Source organism: Desulfovibrio sp. X2 (genome assembly GCF_000422205.1).
Taxonomy (GTDB): Bacteria; Desulfobacterota; Desulfovibrionia; order Desulfovibrionales; family Desulfovibrionaceae; genus Alkalidesulfovibrio.
This window is the reverse complement of sequence record NZ_ATHV01000065.1, coordinates 1-18354: the sequence shown is the minus strand read 5'-3', so window position 1 is coordinate 18354 and position 18354 is coordinate 1. Positions and strand designations below refer to the sequence as shown.

Genomic DNA, 18354 nt, shown 5'->3' with positions numbered 1-18354 from the left:
GAGGGCCGCGATGCGCCCTCGCGAGGCCTCAGAAGGTCGTCCGGTCGAGCCGCTGCCCGGCGCGCAGGGCGTCGCGCACGGCCGAGAGCCGCCTGTCCATGTCCTCGAAGGCGGCGAGCATCTCCCGCTCGCGGCCGCTGGTCTCGATGACCGCGCGCACCGCTCCGTTGCCGAAGACGAGGCGCCTGTCGCCCAGCAGCGCCAGGATGGGGTCGTGCGTGGCCATGAGCACGATCTTCTTCTCGTCCGTGAGGAGCCTCAGCGCCTTGCGGCGGTCGATGCCCGCGTTCTCGATCTCGTCGATGAGCACGATGGGCGAGACGCTCAAAAGCGCCGTGTCCGCGATCATCAGGGCGCGCGACTGCCCGCCCGAGAGCGAGGTGAGCGGCGTGTGGGGGCCGAAGGACTCGCCCGCGAGCTCGTTGCCGAGCGCGATGATGGCCTCCACGGCCCGCTCCGGCTCCCCGATCATGCGGCTCTCGGCGTGCAGGGAGAGGAATTCGCGCACGCCGAGGTCCATGACGAAGTTCATGTTCTGGGAGAGCTGGGCCACGAGCTTGCGCTGCGCGGAGAAGCGAAGGCCCGGATCGGGCGCGCGGCCGTTCAGGAAGACGCTCCGGCCCGTGGGCGTGTCGCCCTGGGCCAGCCACTCGATGTCCGCCAGGAAGCGGCTCTTGCCCGAGCCCGTGGGGCCGACGATGCAGACCACGTCGCCGGGCGCGAGCGTCAGGTCCAGGGCCTCCGCGGCCCCGGACTTGTCGTGGCCGCCGCGCACGGTCACGGAGCGCACGCGCTCCTCGCCCGGCTCGGCGATCTTTTCCATGGACTCCATGAAGTCCGCGAAGAGCCCGGGCAGGTCCGCCTTCTCCACGCCCAGGTCGGCCAGCTCGTCCTCGTCGAGGCCCGCCAGCAGGGCGCCCAGCGGCAGGTCCGGCCGCGGCGCGGCCACGCCGACGGAGGCCAGGAAGTCCTTCACGTGGGGGCGGGCGGCGATCAGCTCGCCGCAGGGCGTGTCGGCATACGGCAGCGCGGATGCGGGACTCATGCGTCCTCCCCCGGAACAGGCGCTTCCTGCGCGATCTTCTCGAAGCGCATCTTGCGCACGTTGCCCATCTGGAAGTCCTGGCCCACGCGGCGCTGCCCCAGGCAGTAGGAGCAGACCGCGGCGGGCATGGAGAAGCGCAGCGTGGCGCCGTCGAGGCTCTCGGTTACCGGCGCGCCGGAGAGGAGGCTCGCCAGGGCGCGTGCCCCCTGCCCCGTGAGGCCGTTCAGGGTCAGCGCCGTGGCCCGCGGGTTCACCTGGCGCACGCGAAAAAGGAAGACCTCGCGCTCGGCCTGGGAGACGATGTCGCCCTTGGTGACCACGACCACGTCCGCGAGCTTCAGCATGGGGCCGATCTTCTGCGGCGTGTGCACGCCGCTCAGGTTGTCCACCACGCACACGGCGAGCACCCCGGTGATGTGCGGCGCGCAGCGGTTGCACAGCCCCGCGCTCTCGAAGAGCAGCAGGTCAAGCCCTTCCGCGCGGCCCCAGGCCAGGGCGTCCTGCACGTTGCTGACGTAGAAGTGGTCCGGGCACAGGCCGCCCGAGAGGCCGACCACGGCCGGGATGCCCGCGCGGACGAAGGCCTCGCGGTCGCGGCTGGAGATGCAGTCGAACTTGACCACGGCGGCGGAAAGGCCCTCGCGGCGCAGATGTTCGAGGCTCTTGATGAGGACGGCGGTCTTGCCGCTGGAAGGGGGACCGGCCACGGTCACGAGGCGCATGCGTTCTCCGGGATGGGGTTCGTCGCGCGGGGGGCATAGGCCCACGGGGTCCGCGTTTCGCATTCGTCGCGAAGGAAGGTAGCCCAAAAACGCCCGATTGCAAAAGCGCGGGCAGGGCGGGGAATCCGCGGCCCGGCCGGGATCAGTTCCGCGCGGCGGCTGCGTCAGGCCGTGGGCCGCAGGCTTGCTGCCTCGTGCAGCAGCTCGGCCAGGGGGGCCGGGACCGTCGCCATGGGGCAGTGGCCGCTGTCGAGCGTGCGCATGGCGAAGCCCCGGGCCGGGGCCTCTTCCGCCATGCGCCGGATGAGCGGCATGGCCGTGCGCGTGCAGGAGATGTAGGTGCGGCGCGCGGGCACGGCGGTCTCGTCCCAGGCGAAGGGCTCGGTGAAGCCGGACAGGGGGAACGAGGCGATGCGCGCCGCGAACCAGGCCTTGGTCTCCTCGTCCTCCACGCCGAAGGCCGGGAGCGGCCAGGGCCGCACCAGGTCGCCGTCCGTGTGGCGGGCGAGCATCTGCGCGAACTCCGGCCCGGCCACGTCGCGAAAGGACTTGCCCTGCACGGGCAGCACCGCGTCCACCATGGCCAGCCCCACCACGCGCGGCCCGGCCTCCACGGCCACGGCGTGCGCCAGCAGGCCGGACCAGCTGTGGCCGACCAGGGTCACGGTGCACAGCTCCTCGTGGCGCATGACCGAGACCACGTCCTCGATCCAGTCGGCCATGGTGAGCCCCTTGCGCAGCAGGTGGCCGCGCTCGCCGCAGCCGGTCAGGGTCGGGGCGTAGACGTCGTGGCCCAGGGCGCGCAGGGCGTCGGCCGTGCGGCCCCAGACCCAGCCGCCCTGGAAGGCTCCGTGCAGCAGCATGATCGTGGACATGATTCCTCCCGTGTCGTCGGCGTTGCCCGCCGCGACGGTTTTCTGCCCGGCCTCAGAGGCGCGAGTCGCGCGGCCGCGGGCCGTGTGGACGCGGTACCGGCGCGCGCCGCGCCCGGCCGCGCGCCGGGGCGCGCGCGATCCGTTCGAGCGCCGCGGCCAGGCCGCGCGGGGCGGTGACCATGGGCAGGGGCCCGGCCTCGAGCACGGCCTGCTCCAGTCCGAGCCGCCGCGCCGCCTGCGTGGCGCGAAGCGCGGCCTCGTCCGTCCGGCCCCGGCTGCGCAGGTGGACCACGCGGCCGGGCAGGGCGCCGGGCGCGACAGTCGGGGATTCATGGAAAAGCTTTTCCGGGAAGGGAACCTGCCGCACGGCGTACCAGCCGCGCAGGGCCCGGCAGCGCACGGCCGCGTCCGGAGGCGGCGGAGCGACCAGGCCGTCTCGGGGGTCGGCCTCGAGAGAGCGGGCGAAGTCCGGGCCCGCGAGGTCCGCGTAGCCTGCCCCGGCCTCGGGCAGGAAGCCGTCGAGCAGCACCAGGCAGGCGATGCGCCCGCCGAGCCGGGCCGCTGCCGCGGCTGCGGGAAACGCGCCCCAGCCCGCGGCCACGGCCACGGCGCCGGAAAGATTCTCGTGAAAGACCAGGCTGGCCACGTCGGCCACGCAGGTGGACAGCCCGCGCAGGCTGGGAAGCAGGTGGGCGCGCTCGCCGCAGCCGGTCAGGCTCGGGGCGTGCACGCGGTGCCCCGCGGCCGCGAGCTCTGCGGCCGCGCGCCGCCAGACCCAGCCGCCCTGAAAGGCATCGTGCACGAAAACGAAGTCAGCCATTGCCCGTCTCCTGCATCCCACGCGGCGTTCGCGCATGGACTGCAACGGCTGCGTACCACAAATCATGCCAAACGCAAAAGTGTGTTCTCTGGCGATGGAAAAGGCTGACCGGCGCGGTTGTGTGTCGTGGATGTCTTCAAAAAAGACGACATTTTTGTCGCCGTTGTCACTTTTCAGTATTCATTCAGTGATCGAATGTCACTCTAGTGCATTTTTAAGTGACTGCACGAGGCGAGGAACGATGCCGAGTTGAATTGAAAATGCCGCGCGCGTGTGTCGTTTTGCGTCACACGCACGCGGCGATATTCGTGCCCGTCCGCGCCGGGGCTTGCGCCGCGTTCAGGGGCGCTTGCCCGGGCGGGCGGCGATGAAGGCCTCGGTCAGCTCGCGGGTCAGGACCTCGGGGTCGCGGGCCGCGAGGAAGTCCCAGCCGAGCCACTTGAGGCGCCGCGAGCCCGCCGGAGTCTCGGGCAGGTTCGTGGGCACGTCCGGGTGCAGGGCGGGGAAGAGCGCGCCCGAGAAGATGCGCGCCACCTCCGGGCCCGCCAGGAAGGAGGCGATGCCCGGGAAGCGTGCGACGGCCTCGCGCTTGGCGAGCAGGGTCACGGGGCTCACCAGGGCGCCGTCCTCGGGCCAGACCACGCGCACGGAGCCCTCGCGCGGCACGGAGCGGGCGAAGAAGTAGGGCAGCACGCTCACGGCCGGGGCGTCGGCGCGGCCCTTGCCCGCCATCTTCACCATCTCCGCCGGGTGCAGGCCGCAGAGCACGGAGCGCGCCAGGCGCCGCACGCCGTCCATGCCGAACTCGCGGTACACGGTCATGAGCATGGTCTCGCAGTAGAAGCCCTTCTGGCCGCGCACGGCCACCAGGTCCTCCATCTCCGGCTCCAGCAGGTCCGCGAAGCGGCGCGGCGCGGGACGCCCGCCGAGCCTGGCCTCGTCCACCAGGAAAACGAGCAGGTTCATGGCCAGCATGGAGTAGCTGCCCGCCGGGTCCTTGTAGGGCGTCTCGGCGAAATCCCGGGCGAAGTCCGCGTTGACCGCGTCCGGCGTCACGTCCGTGAACAGCCCGGTGTCCACGAAGCGCCTGCGGAAGTCGTCGCCGAAGAAGACGTTCACCCCCGGCGAGATGATCAGGTCGGGCAGCTCGTCCGCGTCCGCGAAATGGGGCACGAGGTCGTAGTAGGTGGTCTGGAGGTTGGCGTTGCCCTCCACGCACCAGGTGAAGTCCTGTGCCTCGGGCGACGAGGCGAGGTGCGCCGCGAGTGCCCGCTCGAAGGGCATCTTCAGGGGGCAGGGCATGAGTGCGAGGAAGTTGAGCCGCACGCGTTCGCCGGGCAGGGAAAGCTCCCTGCGCCCCTCGTCGCCCGCGGCAAGCCCGGCCTCGAAGGCGGCCGGATCGATGCCGCGCGAGCGCAGCAGGGTGGACAGCCGGACGTAGGGCGCCACGAAGCGGCGTCCCTGCTCGTTCAAGGCGGCCTCGAGCCCCGTCGCGCAGAGCTTCTCCTCGAGGCCCGGACAGGCGGCCAGAGCCTCGGCAAGCGTCATATCCGCAAGATTCACACCGTTCTCCTTACGTGTCGCCGTTTCGACGTGTCGGCAAGGGCCGCAGCCGACGGCCGCACCCGACAGCCGCACCCGACAGCCGCACCCGACGGCCGCACCCGACGGTCCGCCCGGAAGCCATGCTAGCCCCGCGAACGGAGATTGTCCAAGCGGTCCGGTGGGGATTTCCGGCGCGCGGCTCGCGGGGAGACGGGAATTTCCCTCCGCCCGGTTGAATCCGTCCTCCAGGGAGAGTACAAAGGGAGTATCTGGTGAACCTCGTCCGGGCCCTGCAACGGCCCGGCAGTGTCTCCGGCGGCGGGGGCGGGCGCCCTGCGCCGCCAAAGGAGTATGATCCATGGAACTGGAAAAAAGACGGCTGGGCAGGACCAACCTGCACATCGCCCCCCTCGTGTTCGGGGGAAACGTCTTCGGCTGGACCCTGGACGAAGGACAGTCCTTCGCCGTTCTCGACGAATTCATGCGTCTGGGCTTCAACGCCGTCGACACCGCCGACGTCTACTCCCGCTGGGTGCCGGGCAACTCGGGCGGCGAATCCGAGACGATCCTCGGCAAATGGATGAAGAGCCGCAACAATCGCGACAAGGTCGTGCTGATCACCAAGGTCGGCTCGGACATGGGGCAGGGAAAGAAGGACCTGAGCGAGAAGTACATCATGAAGGCGGTGGAGGAGTCGCTGCGTCGCCTGCAGACGGACCGCATCGATCTCTACCTCTCGCACTGGGACGACGAGAGCACGCCGGTCGAGGAGACCCTTTCCGCCTACGCCAAGCTCGTGCGCGCGGGCAAGGTCCGCTGGATCGGGGCCTCCAACTTCCCGGCCGAGCGCCTGGAAGCGGCCATCCAGGCCAGCTCCAAGGGCGGGCTGCCGCGCTACGAGGTCTTCGAGCCGGAGTACAACCTCTGCGAGCGCAAGGGCTTCGAGCAGGGCGCGGCCGAGGTCTGCGCGCGCCACGGGCTCGGCGTCATCACCTACTATTCCCTGGCCAGCGGTTTCCTCACCGGCAAGTACCGCTCGGCCGAGGACCTCGGGCAGAGCGCGCGCGGCAGCGGCGTGAAGAAGTACCTGAACGAGCGCGGCATGCGCATCCTGGCCGCCCTGGACGAGGTCGCGGCGCGCCACGAGGTCGCGCCGGCGGCCGTCTCCCTGGCCTGGCTCATGGCCCGGCCGGGCGTCACCGCGCCCATCGCCAGCGCCACCAAATCCGCGCACGTGCAGGCTTTCCTGCAGGCCGCGCGCATCGAGCTGAGCGCTGAGGACATGGCGCGGCTGAACGACGCTTCCGCCTGATCCCGGGCGCTGAAAAAACGCCGTCTGCGGCGTCGCTGCGAAAAATGCAGACCCTCGCGTAGGCCAAGCTACGCGTCGGGCCTGCATTTTTCTTGCTCCTTGCATCCGACGCTTTTTGAGCGCCCGGGATCGGGATGTTCGGGGCACGACGGACGCAAAAAAGGGGAGCCCTTCAAGGGCTCCCCCTAGATTGATCCCAACTATCCGCCAAGGCTGCTCAAAAGACGTCAGATGCAAGGCGCAAGAAAGGTCCGGGCCCGACGCGCAGTCCTCCTACGCGAGGGGGCGGACCTTTCGCGGCGACGCAACAGACGGCGTTTTTTCAGCGGCCTGCAGTCTCACACCCCGAAGTTCTCCTTGTGCCGGGCCCAGAACTCCTCGCTGGTGAAGGCGTGCTCCTGGGTGCCCTTGTGCTCCACGCAGAAGCTGGCGCAGGTGGCGCCGAGGAGGGCCGCGTCCGCGAGCTCCCTGCCCATGGCCAGGCCTTTCAGAAGCCCGGCGCGATACGCGTCGCCCGCGCCCGTCGGATCCTCCACCTTGCGCGCCTTGGCGGCCGGGATGGGGATTTCGTGGCCGGGCGTCTTGCCGCCCTTGCCGATGTAGATCACCGAGCCCTTCTCGCCCAGGGTGACGATGATCGCCCCGGCGAGTGTGAGGAGTTCCTCGCGCGTCTTGCCGGTGACGTTCATGATCAGCTCGAGCTCGTAGTCGTTGGTGATCAGGATGGCCGCGCCGTTTATGGCCCCGAGCAGCTGCTCGGGCGAGAGCGCCGTGGTCTGCTGGCCCGGGTCGAAGAGGTAGGGGATCTTCAGCTCCCTGAGCTTGGCCGGGTACTCGGTCATGTCGCCCACGTTGCCGGGCGAGACGATGGCCAGGGCGTCCTCGGGCGGCACAAGGTTCCAGTCGAACTGCGATCCGTGGCGCATGGCCCCGGGGTTGAAGCCGGTGATCTGGTTGTCCGCCTTGTCCGTGGTGATGTAGGCCCCGGCCGTGAACTCGGAGTCGAAGGTGTGGATGCCGCGAAGCGACAGGCCGAGGCCGCGCAGCCACTGGGCGTAGGCGTCGAAGTCCTTGCCCACGCTGCCGATGATCATCGGGTCCTCGTCCAGCTGGCGCAGGGAGTAGGCGATGTTGCCCGCGGTGCCGCCGAACTTCTCCTCCAGCCCGTCCACCAGGAAGCAGACGTTCAGGATGTGCAGCTTGTCGGGCAGGATGTGGTCCTGGAAGCGGCCCGGAAAGGTCATGATGCGGTCGTAGGCCAGGGAACCGTTGACGAAGATGCGCATGCTAGGCTTCCTTCTCGGCGTCGCTGCCGGCGTCGAGGACCGAGTCGGCCCACTCGATGGTCTCGAGGCTGGACTTGAGGATGGGGGTGGTGGTGATCACGGGGAGCTCGTAGGGGTGCAGCTCCTTGATGATCTCGATGGCCCTGTTCACGTCGCGCATGCGCGTCTTGCAGAACATGACCGCCTCGTTCTCCTGCTCGATCTTGCCTTTCCACCAGAACAGGGAGGTTGCGTTGTCCACGACGTTCACGCAGGCCACGGCGCGGCGTTCGAGCAGCTGGCGGGCGAGCGAGAGGGCGGTCTCCTTGTCCGGAGCGGTCAGATAGATCGTTGCGAGGGACATGCTGGCTCCTTGGGTGAGGTCAGGGGTCTATTTGCAGATGGGCGCGGCCCCCGGGGCCTGCGCCGCCAGATAGGCGCTTTCGCTGTTCACGTCGTCTGCGGAGAGGGCCGCGCCCTGCTGCCGCATGCGGGTCAGCGTGCTCTGCCACCATGCCTCGTCGCGGCCGAGATTGGCGCAGACGTTCTCGGACGTGTGGCAGACGGTGCAGGCCCGGTGCAGCAGCGCTTCGCCCGTGGCCGCGTCCACCGTGTCGGTGGCTCTGCCCGGGTTCTCGGCCGAGGCCATGAAGACGAGGACGAAGGCCAGCAGGCAGAGGAACTTCATCATGGTCGACACGTCTCGCTCCTTGCTGATCTTCATGCGTCCTGCGCGGACGCGGGAGGCGCCGAAAGGGCGCAACTGGGCCGGGGGCCTGGGTTCTTCTAAACGCAAACCGCGGCACCCGCAACGGGTGTACTTTCCGGACCCGATGGAGCATTGTGCGCCATCGGATGACGCATCCCGCGATGCATCCCGCGATGCAGCGCCGACGGCAGCCGCCGTCCATCACATGAGAGGTTCGCGATGACGCTACAGCAACGCGCCGCTTCCGTCTACGACAGGCTCTGTCCCCTCTATCCCCCGGTGCGTTCCTTCCTCGACTTCACCACCCCCTGGCAGCTCCTCGTGGCCACCATCCTCTCCGCGCAGTGCACGGACCAGCGCGTGAACATGGTCACGCCCGGGCTCTTCGCCCGCTGGCCCGAGCCGAAGGACCTGGCCGCGGCGGACATCGCCGAGCTCGAGGAGGCCGTGCGCTCCACTGGGTTCTTCCGCAACAAGGCCAGGAACATCAAGGAGGCCGCGCGCATCGTGGCCGAGGAGCTCGGCGGCGTTCTGCCCGACGAGATGGACAGGCTCCTGCAGCTTCCCGGCGTGGCCAGGAAGACCGCGAACATCGTGCTCACCCAGGGCTTCGGCAAGGTCGAGGGCATCGCCGTGGACACCCACGTGCGCCGTCTGGCGCAGCGCCTCGGCCTCTCCGATACCGACCGTCCCGAGGTCATCGAGCGCGACCTCTGCGCGGCCTTCAGGCGCGAGGTCTGGGGCGAGATAAACCACCTGCTCATCCAGCACGGCAGGAACGTCTGCATCGCAAGGCTGCCGCGCTGTTCCGCCTGCGCGGTGGTGGACATCTGCCCAAAAAAGGGGGTGACAAAATCGGCCTAGCCGCTAGGATGCGCCCGGCGATACGTCGCAAGGAAGGTTTATTTCATGGACAAGCTCATCGTCGAAAAATCCGGGCCGCTCAGCGGCACCGTCACCATCAGCGGCTCCAAGAACGCCGCCCTGCCCATCCTCATGGCCTGCATCCTGCCCACGGGCCGCATCGAGCTGCAGAACGTCCCCCGCCTGGCGGACATCCGCACCTCGTGCAAGCTCCTGAATATCCTCGGCTGCAACACGAGCTTCGAGGGCAACACCGTGGTCATCGAGTGCGGCCAGCTGAATCCGCACGCGCCCTACGAACTGGTCAAGACCATGCGCGCCTCGGTCCTCTGCCTGGGGCCGCTGCTCGCCGTGCTCGGCGAGGCCCGCGTCTCCATGCCCGGCGGCTGCGCCATCGGCGCCCGCCCGGTGGACATCCACCTCACCGGGCTCGAGCAGCTCGGCGCCACTTTCGAGCTGGAGGAAGGCTACATCATCGGCCGCACGGACGGGCTCAAGGGCGCGCACATCGTCATGCGCTTCCCCTCCGTGGGCGCCACCGAGCACCTGATCATGGCCGCGGCCATGGCCGAGGGCGAGACGGTCATCGAGAACGCCGCCCGTGAGCCCGAGGTCGCGGACCTCGCGAACTTCCTGAACGCCTGCGGCGCCAGGATCGAGGGCCAGGGCACGAGCGTCATCCGCATCGAGGGCGTGAACGGGCTGCGCGGCACCACGTACCGCGTCATGTCCGACCGCATCGAGGCGGGCACCTTCATGATGGCCGCGCCGCTCACCGGCGGCGAGCTGCTGCTGGAGCATTGTCCCCTGCCGGAGCTCGATGCCGTGGCCGTCAAGCTGCGCGAGATGGGCGTGTGCATCGAGGAGGTGGCGGGCGGCGTGCGCGTGGCCTGCGGCGACGACCTCGTGGGCGTGGACGTGGAGACCATGCCCTATCCCGGCTTCCCCACGGACATGCAGGCCCAGATCACGACCCTCATGTGCAGCGCCAAGGGGCTGTCCATGGTCGAGGAGAACATCTTCGAGAACCGCTTCATGCACGTCATGGAGCTGAACCGCATGGGCGCCGACATCAAGGTCAAGGGCCACACCGCGATCATCAAGGGCATGCGCAAGCTCGTGGGCGCCCCGGTCATGGCCTCGGACCTGCGCGCCAGCGCCTCGCTCGTGCTCGCGGGCCTCGTGGCCGAGGGCAAGACCGAGGTGCAGCGCATCTACCACCTGGACCGCGGCTACGAGAAGATGGAAGACAAGCTCACCGCGGTGGGCGCGCGCATAACCCGCGTGCGGGCCTGAGGACGCCGGAGGACTCTTGGCAGGGGAGGGGACGGCACCGCCGCGAGGCGCGCGCGGCCTCTTCTCCTGGCAGATACTGCTCCTGGCCTACGCCGCGGGCATCCTGGCGCTTCGCGCGCCCGTGCCCGCGGGTGTCGGCCTCCTCGTCCTGGTCCTGTTCCTGGGCCTCTACGACGCACCCCGCTTCCGTCCCGTCCTTCTGCTCCTCCTGGCCGCGGCCTTCGGCCTGGGGCTCGGCCTCGCCTCCCGGCGCCTGCCCGCGCCGCCCGCCCACATCCCACAATGGATCCTCGAGCGCGACAGGGTCGTGCTCTCCGGCCGCGTCGCGGACGTGGAGTCGCGGCCCGAGGAGAGCTGGCGGGCGGTGCTCGACGGCGTCTCCTGCCGCCTGCCCGACGGGCGCGAGGAGACGCTCCCCGGCCGCCTCGTCCTGACCTGGGTCAAGCCCGAAACACCACCCCGCCCGGGCGAGCGCGTGACGGCGCAGACGCGCGTCTACCCCGAAGGCGGGCTGGTCAATTTCGGCGGCTACGACTTCTCCTTTTCCTGGATCGCGCGCGGCGTGTTCTGGCGCGCCTGGGCCATGGCCGGGCAGGCACGGGCCGAGCCCGGCGGTGGAATATCCGGAGCCGGGTCGTCCCTGGGCGAGACCCTGGCCGCGGCGCGCGCGCGGGTGGTGGAGAGGCTGGCCGCCCTGGCGCCGCCGGACCAGCCCGGCGCCCTCGTGCGCGCCGTGCTCGCGGGCGACCGCTCCGGCCTCGAACGGGCCACGGTGGAGCGCATGCGCGCCGCTGCCCTGTCGCACACCCTGGCGCTCTCCGGCCTGCACCTGGCCATGGCCGCCGGGCTCGGCCTGATCCTCGCCTGGCTCCTCGGCCGCGCGCGGCCCTCCCTCTTCCTGCGCATCCCCCTGCCGCGCCTCTCCGTGCTCCTCGGGGCGCCGCTGGTGCTGCTCTATCTCTGGCTCGGCGGGGCGGGCTACTCCCTGTTGCGCGCGGCCTGCATGTTCGCGGCCTGGGGCGCGGCGCTGTGGCGCGGCCGGGCCGGGGCCTTCCTGGACGGCCTCTTCCTGGCTCTGGCCGCCATCCTCCTCGTCTCGCCGCTCTCGCTCTACGACCTCGGCCTGCAGATGTCCGCCCTGGCCGTGGCCGGGATCATCGTCCTGGCCCCGGCCTTCGATTCCCTGGCCCGCCGCGCGGCCGAGCGGCTCATCCCCGCGCCGCGCCTGCGCCCCGTGCTGCGCTGGCCGCTCTCGCTGCTGGGCGTGAGCCTCGCGGCCAACCTGGCCCTGCTGCCGCTCTCCCTTCGCGTCTTCGGCGAGGTGCCCGCCGGGCTCCTCTGGAACCTGCTCTGGCTGCCGCTCATGCAGTTCTGGCTCATGCCCGCGGCGCTCCTCTCCCTCCTGCCCCTGGGGCTCGGGCTTCCCGGCCCCGCGGCCTTTCTGCTGCACTGCGCGTCCCTGCCCGCGTCGCTCCTGCTCGACCTCCTCGCCCGTGCGGAGGGGGCAGGGCTCTTGCGCACGCTCACGGGCGTGCGTCCGCTCTGGCCCGCCATGCTCGGCTACTGGCTGCTCTGGGTCTGGTGGCTCGCGCGGCGCAACCGGAACGGGGGAAGGAAGGATCTCGTGCTCGCGGGCCTCGCCTTCTGCCTGCTGGCCGGGCCCGTCGCGGCAAACGCCTGGGAGGACGCGCGGCCGCGCGTGGCCGTGGAGGTCCTGGACGTGGGGCAGGGGCAGGCCGTGCTGGTCACGGCGCCGGGCGGCAGGCGCGTGCTGGTGGACGCGGGCGGGCTCTCGGCCTCGGGCTTCGACATGGGCCGGGCCGTGGTGGTGCCGCGCCTGACGCTCGGCCGCGACCCCGTGCTCACCGCGCTGCTCCTCTCGCACACGCACACCGACCATGCCGGAGGCGTCCCGGCCGTGCTCGGGGCGCTTCGCGTGGACTCGTTCGTGTGGAGCGGGCTCGAGCAGGGCACGAAGACGGGCGAGCGGCTGCTTACGGACTGCGCGGCCGCGGGCGTGCCCGTGCACGCCATGAAGACGGGCGAGACCTTGGACCTCGGCCACGGCGTGGCGCTGACGGCGCTGCATCCGGAGCCGGACTTTACGGCCGAGGGGCTGAACGACCTGAGCCTGGTCCTGCGCCTGACCTGGAACGGCCGGGGGCTCGCGCTCATCCCGGGCGACGCCGAGCAGCCCGCCATCGCCGACATGCTGCGCGCCGCCGAGGTGCAAAAGGATTCTCCCCTGGCCGCCGATCTCCTCGTCCTGCCGCACCACGGCGCGTCGGGCAGCGTCAATCCCCGCTTCTACCGGGCCGTGGCCCCGCGCCTGGCCGTGGCCTCGGCGGGGTGGCTCAACCGCTGGAACTTCCCCGGCTGCCGCACGCGCGCGGCCATGCGCGACCTCGGCCTGCCGCTCTACGCCACGGCAGCCGACGGCGCGGTGCGCGTCTCCTGGGACGCGCCGGACGCCGGGCCCGTGGTCGCCACCGCCCTCGGCGCCCCCCTGCCGCTCGGGCCTTGCCCCGAGGCCCGGCAGGCGCGTATTTCGAAAGCGAAACCGGCCGCGTCCGAAACCGAAGCCGACACGGAGGCATCCGCGCCATGAGACTTTCCCACGCCCTCACCGCCCTCTGCCTGGCCGCGGCCCTGGCCCTGCCCGCCGCGCCTGCCCGCGCCGCCGAGAAGCAGCCGGACAAGGCCGCGCCGGCTGCTTCTTCCTCCTCTTCTTCTTCTTCTTCTTCTTCGGTCGCCGCCCCGGCCGCTCCCCGCGCGCAGGACTTCGAGCGCTGCGAGGACGGCTGGAAGTCGGGCCCGGCGGGCCTCTACGGACCGCAGGACAAGCCCTGGAAGCTCAAGGTCGACCTGCCCGAGAGCTGCCGCGACCTGCCCGCGACCTACGAGATCGTCGGGCGCGACAAGGACCAGCTGGCCGAGTGCAGGCTGGAGGTGGTCTACGGCAGCGGCGGCACGTCGGAGCCGGTCAGGGTCACGGTGGCGGGCAAGGAGACGAAGCACGGCGCGGTGGAGTCCTACGAGGCCGAGCCCGAGCGCGCGGTGCGCGTGGTCTGCAAGGCCCCGGACGACTTCAGGCCCTTCGACGTCAGGCTGTGCGTGCGCTGCGGCGCGGATCCCTTCGCGGACCAGGATTTCCAGAAGGATCTGGGGACGTTTCTGAAGCAGTGAGCCGAAGGCCCAGGGGGTGGCCTCGGGCGCTCAGGCCCTGGGCGTCGCGGTCCGGTCGGCCGGGCCTGCCCCGCCTGTCGGACCCGCCGAGTCGGGGCCCGTGGGACAGGACGACTCCTCGTCCCTGGCCCACAGCCGCGCCAGGAAGACGCCCGCCAGGTTCTGCCACAGGCTGAAGATGGCCCCGGGCAGGGCCGCGGCCGGGCCGAAGAAGGCTCCGGCCAGGGCCACGGCGAGCCCGGAGTTCTGCATGCCCACCTCGATGGAGATGGTGCGGCGTCCGCGCCTGTTTGCGCCGAGCAGCCCGGCCCCGTAGTGTCCGAGCCAGAAGCCCGCGGCGTTGTGCAGGATGACCGCGGCCATGACCAGGGCCGGGAAGGCCATGATGGTCTTCTGGTTCAGCCCCACCACGCAGGCGATGACCGCCGAGATGGTCAGCACCGAGATCGACGGGAAGATGCACAGGAGCGGCCGGATGCGCTCGCGCAGCAGGCGGCGGATGATCAGGCCGTCGAGCAGGGGGAAGGCCACGATCCAGAAGACCGAGCGGACCATGTGCCAGAACTCCACGTGGATGCGCTGCCCGGCCAGAAGCTCCATCAGGAGCGGGGTGGCCAGCGGAGCGAGCAGGGTGGAGCAAAGCGTCATGACCACGGAGAGGGCCACGTCCGCCTTGGCGAAATAGCTGATGACGTTGGACGCCGTGCCCGAGGGGCAGGCCCCCACCAGGAGTACGCCCACGGCGGTCTCGGGCGGAAGCTTCAGGACGGCGCACAGCGTCCAGGCCACCGCGGGCATGACCGTGTACTGCAGGAGCACGCCCGTGCCCGCCATGCGCCACTGCCTGAACACGCGCAGGAAATCCGTGAACTCCAGCGTGAGCCCCATGCCGAACATGATGATGCCCAGGCCCAGCGCGATGTGCGGCCTGATCCAGGTGAAGAGCGGCGGCCAGACGAGGGCCAGCACGGAGAAGCCCACGGCCAGGGGCAGGAAGCCCCGCTCGATCGCTCCGGCCAGGCGCAGCAGCACGGCCTAGTCCCCGGCTCCGGCCGCGCTCCCGGCGGCTTCGGCGCTCTCCGACTCCCGGGCCTCGCGCGCGGCGCGGACCATGGCCTTCAGGCCGCACACGCCGCAGCGCCCGCGCGAGGTGGGCGAGCCGCACTCCGTGCAGGGCGCGAGCTCGGGGTTGGCCGCAGCGTTCTGCGAGAAGATGTGCCGGGCGTTGGACAGGAAGCTTTCGTAGAACTGGGTCTTGGCCCCGGGGCGCGTGGCCTCCAGGTTCTCCAGCAGCTCCTTGTGGCCCGTGAAGCTCGCGCCCGGGCTGTAAGGGCAGGGGGCGGTGACGTTGTCGATGCCCTTCAGGAACGAGTAGCAGGCCGTCTCGAACTCGGTCAGACGGTAGAGCGGCTTCACCTTGCGCGCGAACCCGCCCTCGTCCGGCAGGCTCGGCCCCTGGTCCGAGAGGTAGCCCGCGTCCCAGCGCAGCACGTTGGCGAAGAGGCGCGCGGTTTCGTCGTCCAGGTTGTGGCCCGTGGCCAGCACGTCGAAGCCCTGCTCGCGCGCCACCTTGTTGAAGACGTGGCGCTTGATCTTGCCGCAGGCCGAGCAGACCGGACGGCTCGTGAGCGCCCGCTTGACCTCGGGGATGGCGAGGCCCATCTCGGGCGTGGAGGCCACGATCAGCGGAATGTTCCGCGGTTCGCAGAAGGCCTCGATGTGCGCCAGGGAGGCGTCGGACGAGCCGGGGATGCCGAGGTAGACGTGAAGGCCGGTGACGTCGTAGCCCTGCTCCTTGAGCTCGTTGGCCAGGGCCAGGGAGTCCTTGCCCCCGGACAGCGCGACCAGGATGCGGTCGTCGGGCCCGAACATGTCGTGGTCCTTGACGGCCTTGGCCACCTGGCGGGAAAAGAAGAGGAAGAAGCAGTCCGGGCAGAAGCCCGTGTGGTGGCTCGGCAGCTTGACCTGGGCCGGGGCCTTGCAGCGGCGGCATTTCATGGGCGGCGGTCCTCCTAGCCCCGCGAGCGCACGGAGCGCACCACGAGCGTCTCGCCGGGCACGAGTTTTCGGTCCTCGGTCAGGAGTTCGCGGCCGCGGATGACCAGGACCGAGGTGCAGCGTTCGCCCAGGCGGTTCAGGAGGCTCTTGACGCTCTTCACGTCGTGGACTTCGAGCGTCTCGCCGTCCGGTTCGCGGATGACGGTGATCATTGTTTTTTTTCGTGTCCGGCGGTTTGTGTGCGGGGGAGGTTTCATACCCGCGTGGTGGGATGAAATCAACCCCGCAGCCCCGCTCTTGCCCCAAAAACGCTTGAAGGGCAAATGACCTCCATGGGCCAACGGGTGTTGACCGAAGGGGGAAAATCTTCCATACACTACTCTCAGGCGGCATTACCAATCGAGGAGGACGCGCCATGGCTGCTCCGGAGAAAAAGGTCCTGGTCGTAGACGACGAAAAGCACATCCGCATGCTCTATCGAGAGGAGCTGGAGTCCGAAGGCATGACCGTCGTGACCTCCAACGGCGAAGAGGACATCGTCGAGCTCATCGAACGGGAGCGGCCCCGGGTGGTCATCCTGGACATCAAGCTCGGGGCCAATCGCTCCGGGCTCGACCTGCTGCAGGAGATCCGCAGCAAGGACCAGGACCTGCCCGTGATCCTCTCCACCGCCTACGACTCGTTCCAGCACGATCTCAAGTCCATCGCCGCCGACTACTACGTGGTCAAATCCGTGGACCTCTCGGAGCTCAAGTCCAAGGTCGACCTGGCCATGAAGAAGGCCCTGGCCCAGGGCTGATCCCCGCGGCGCCTCGACTTTCGCGACGCTTCGCCGGACGGCCGGGATTCCCGGCCGTCCGGTTTTTCTTGCCCTGGCCCCCGGCTTCTGCTAGCCCCCTGCCATGCCATCCTTCGACATCTTCGCCTACATCCAGAAACTCGTCCTTCTCCTGCCGGGCTTTCTCCTGGCCATCACCTGCCACGAGGCGGCCCACGGCTACGTGGCCTACAAGCTCGGGGACCCCACGCCCAAGATGGCGGGCAGGCTGACGCTGAACCCGTTCAAGCACCTGGACGTGGTCGGCACACTGGTCCTCGTGCTGACCAGGATGATCGGCTGGGCCAAGCCCGTGCCCGTGGACCCGCGCTTCTTCAAGAACCCCCAGCGCGGCATGATGCTCGTGGGCCTGGCCGGTCCGGCGGCCAACTTCGTCCTCGCCGTGGTCTTCACCATCTGCCTCAAGGGCTGCGCGCACGTCCTGCTCACCCAGCCCTCGCCGCTCGAGGTGCGCCTCTTCCTCCCCCTGGCCCTCATCTGCAAGGAAGGCGTGCTCATCAGCCTCGTGCTCGGCTTCTTCAACCTCCTGCCCATCCCGCCGCTCGACGGCTCCAACATTCTGGCCGGATTCATGCCCCCGCGCACCGCCATGCGCTACATGTCCTTCGGCCGCTACGGCTTCATCATCATCATTCTGCTCGCCGTGACCGGCGTGCTCGGGCAGATTCTCCAGCCCGCGGTCATGTACGCTGCGCAACTGCTTCTCTGAGGAAACCCGCAATGCAACCGAACAACCGCATCGTCTCCGGCATGCGGCCCACCGGGCCGCTGCACCTCGGCCACTACTTCGGCGTCCTGCTCAACTGGGTCCAGATGCAGGAGGAGTTCGACTGCCTCTACTTCGTGGCCGACTGGCACGCCCTGACCACCAACTACGCCGAGGCGCGCGACGTGAAGGCCTTCGTGCCCGAACTCGTGGCCGACTGGCTCGCCGCGGGCCTCTCCCCCGAGCGCTGCGTCCTCTTCCAGCAGTCCCAGGTCAAGGAGCACGCCGAGCTGCACCTGCTGCTCTCCATGATCACGCCCAACGGCTGGCTCGAGCGCAACCCCACCTACAAGGAAGTGCGCGAGGAGTCGTCCAAGGACCTCTCCACCTACGGCTTCCTCGGCTACCCCGTGCTCATGTGCACGGACATCATCATGTACAAGCCGAAGCTGGTGCCCGTGGGCCAGGACCAGCTGCCCCACCTCGAGCTCACGCGCGAGATCGTGCGCCGCTTCAACTACCTCTACGGCGACTTCTTCCCCGAGCCGGAGGCCAGGCTGACCACCTCGCCCAAGCTGCCCGGCCTGGACGGACGCAAGATGTCCAAGAGCTACGGCAACTCCATCTACCTGAAGGACCCCATGTCCGAGGTCCGGCCCAAGATCATGAGCATGCTCACCGACACCAAGCGCATGCGCCTGAAGGATCCCGGCGAGCCCAAGGACTGCAACCTCTTTCCCTACCTGGAGCTGCTCGCGCCCACCGGCATCCTGCCCGAGATCGAAGAAGGCTGCCGCGCCGCCACCCGCGGCTGCGGCGACTGCAAGAAGCTCCTGGCCGAGAAGATGGCCGACTTCCTGGAGCCCATCCAGGCCCGGCGCAAGGAATACGAGACCCGGCCGGACACGCTGAAGGACATCATCAACGAAGGCTCGGCCAAGGCCCGCGCCCTGGCCGAAGAGACCATGGCCGACCTGCGCAGGCTGATGAACTTCGACTTCTAGGAAAGACGAGGCGAGATGCCTCCGGCGGCCAGGAAGGGGCTGCGCGCCCCTCCCTGGACCCTCCTGCGCAAGGGGTGACCCCTTGACCCGCTTCGCGACCGAACGTCCGGGAAAGAACGGGACGAAGCCTGGGCGTGGAAGGTAGAAAACAAAAAAAAGCCGGGCCGGA

The 18354-nt window shown here is 69.7% G+C and carries 19 protein-coding genes; 8 read left to right on the top strand and 11 right to left on the bottom strand.

Translation table 11 applies throughout. The features are described from left to right. Window positions 1-28 precede the first annotated feature (28 nt). The 5 genes from DSX2_RS15795 to DSX2_RS15775 form a co-directional block, all read right to left on the bottom strand. Window positions 29-1045, bottom strand: a complete 1017-nt coding sequence (locus tag DSX2_RS15795) for an ATP-binding cassette domain-containing protein (protein WP_020881999.1) — start codon at window positions 1043-1045, stop codon at window positions 29-31. Continuing rightward, window positions 1042-1767 carry a GTP-binding protein gene (locus DSX2_RS15790; protein WP_020881998.1) on the bottom strand — a complete coding sequence of 242 codons (726 nt, stop codon included), beginning with the start codon at window positions 1765-1767 and terminating at the stop codon, window positions 1042-1044. The genes DSX2_RS15795 and DSX2_RS15790 overlap by 4 nt, the downstream gene beginning before the upstream one ends. A gap of 164 nt (window positions 1768-1931) precedes the next feature. Then, on the bottom strand, window positions 1932-2642 hold the full coding sequence (locus DSX2_RS15785) for an alpha/beta fold hydrolase (protein ID WP_020881997.1): 711 nt from the start codon (window positions 2640-2642) through the stop codon (window positions 1932-1934). Between the two features lie 52 nt (window positions 2643-2694). Further along, a complete protein-coding gene (locus DSX2_RS18640; RefSeq protein ID WP_020881996.1) occupies window positions 2695-3462 on the bottom strand; it encodes an alpha/beta fold hydrolase in 768 nt (255 codons plus the stop codon). Window positions 3463-3801: 339 nt separating this feature from the next. Then, window positions 3802-5025: an ABC transporter substrate-binding protein gene (locus DSX2_RS15775; protein ID WP_020881995.1), complete on the bottom strand. Its 1224-nt coding sequence runs from the start codon at window positions 5023-5025 to the stop codon at window positions 3802-3804. 340 nt (window positions 5026-5365) lie between these two features. Between DSX2_RS15775 and DSX2_RS15770 the strand changes: the two genes are divergently transcribed. Continuing rightward, window positions 5366-6319, top strand: coding sequence for an aldo/keto reductase (locus tag DSX2_RS15770; RefSeq protein ID WP_020881994.1), 954 nt, complete (start codon window positions 5366-5368; stop codon window positions 6317-6319). 338 nt (window positions 6320-6657) lie between these two features. On the opposite strand, the gene DSX2_RS15765 is transcribed toward DSX2_RS15770, so the two are convergent. The 3 genes from DSX2_RS15765 to DSX2_RS15755 are packed head-to-tail and all read right to left on the bottom strand — an operon-like array spanning window position 6658 to window position 8308. Continuing rightward, entirely contained in the window at window positions 6658-7605 is a 948-nt protein-coding gene (locus DSX2_RS15765) for a carbohydrate kinase family protein (protein ID WP_020881993.1), read from the bottom strand. Window position 7606: 1 nt separating this feature from the next. Then, on the bottom strand, window positions 7607-7948 hold the full coding sequence (gene cutA, locus DSX2_RS15760) for a divalent-cation tolerance protein CutA (RefSeq protein ID WP_020881992.1): 342 nt from the start codon (window positions 7946-7948) through the stop codon (window positions 7607-7609). A gap of 27 nt (window positions 7949-7975) precedes the next feature. Next, the gene (locus DSX2_RS15755) at window positions 7976-8308 is read right to left on the bottom strand and encodes a hypothetical protein (RefSeq protein WP_236615130.1); all 333 of its coding nucleotides are present in this window, start codon (window positions 8306-8308) and stop codon (window positions 7976-7978) included. Between the two features lie 204 nt (window positions 8309-8512). Between DSX2_RS15755 and nth the strand changes: the two genes are divergently transcribed. The 4 genes from nth to DSX2_RS15735 are packed head-to-tail and all read left to right on the top strand — an operon-like array spanning window position 8513 to window position 13639. Further along, a complete protein-coding gene (nth, locus tag DSX2_RS15750; RefSeq protein WP_020881990.1) occupies window positions 8513-9157 on the top strand; it encodes an endonuclease III in 645 nt (214 codons plus the stop codon). 45 nt (window positions 9158-9202) lie between these two features. Further along, complete coding sequence (gene murA / locus DSX2_RS15745) at window positions 9203-10453, top strand: UDP-N-acetylglucosamine 1-carboxyvinyltransferase (RefSeq protein WP_020881989.1); 1251 nt, start codon at window positions 9203-9205, stop codon at window positions 10451-10453. A 16-nt stretch (window positions 10454-10469) separates the two neighbouring features. Then, window positions 10470-13061, top strand: a complete 2592-nt coding sequence (locus DSX2_RS15740; protein WP_020881988.1) for a DNA internalization-related competence protein ComEC/Rec2 — start codon at window positions 10470-10472, stop codon at window positions 13059-13061. Next, the gene (locus DSX2_RS15735; RefSeq protein ID WP_020881987.1) at window positions 13058-13639 is read left to right on the top strand and encodes a hypothetical protein; all 582 of its coding nucleotides are present in this window, start codon (window positions 13058-13060) and stop codon (window positions 13637-13639) included. The genes DSX2_RS15740 and DSX2_RS15735 overlap by 4 nt, the downstream gene beginning before the upstream one ends. Before the next feature lie 30 nt (window positions 13640-13669). Here DSX2_RS15735 and DSX2_RS15730 read toward each other — a convergent pair whose 3' ends face one another. The 3 genes from DSX2_RS15730 to DSX2_RS15720 are packed head-to-tail and all read right to left on the bottom strand — an operon-like array spanning window position 13670 to window position 15849. Next, entirely contained in the window at window positions 13670-14671 is a 1002-nt protein-coding gene (locus tag DSX2_RS15730) for a bile acid:sodium symporter family protein (protein ID WP_020881986.1), read from the bottom strand. A gap of 3 nt (window positions 14672-14674) precedes the next feature. After that, on the bottom strand, window positions 14675-15637 hold the full coding sequence (locus tag DSX2_RS15725; RefSeq protein WP_020881985.1) for an ATP-binding protein: 963 nt from the start codon (window positions 15635-15637) through the stop codon (window positions 14675-14677). Window positions 15638-15651: 14 nt separating this feature from the next. After that, window positions 15652-15849 carry a hypothetical protein gene (locus DSX2_RS15720; protein ID WP_020881984.1) on the bottom strand — a complete coding sequence of 66 codons (198 nt, stop codon included), beginning with the start codon at window positions 15847-15849 and terminating at the stop codon, window positions 15652-15654. A 203-nt stretch (window positions 15850-16052) separates the two neighbouring features. Between DSX2_RS15720 and DSX2_RS15715 the strand changes: the two genes are divergently transcribed. From DSX2_RS15715 to trpS, 3 genes are all read left to right on the top strand, one after another. Beyond that, window positions 16053-16436 (top strand): response regulator, encoded by a 384-nt coding sequence (locus tag DSX2_RS15715; RefSeq protein WP_020881983.1) that lies wholly within the window; start codon window positions 16053-16055, stop codon window positions 16434-16436. A 103-nt stretch (window positions 16437-16539) separates the two neighbouring features. Beyond that, window positions 16540-17184: a site-2 protease family protein gene (locus DSX2_RS15710; RefSeq protein ID WP_020881982.1), complete on the top strand. Its 645-nt coding sequence runs from the start codon at window positions 16540-16542 to the stop codon at window positions 17182-17184. An 11-nt stretch (window positions 17185-17195) separates the two neighbouring features. Next, the gene (gene trpS, locus DSX2_RS15705) at window positions 17196-18185 is read left to right on the top strand and encodes a tryptophan--tRNA ligase (RefSeq protein WP_020881981.1); all 990 of its coding nucleotides are present in this window, start codon (window positions 17196-17198) and stop codon (window positions 18183-18185) included. Window positions 18186-18354 lie beyond the last annotated feature (169 nt).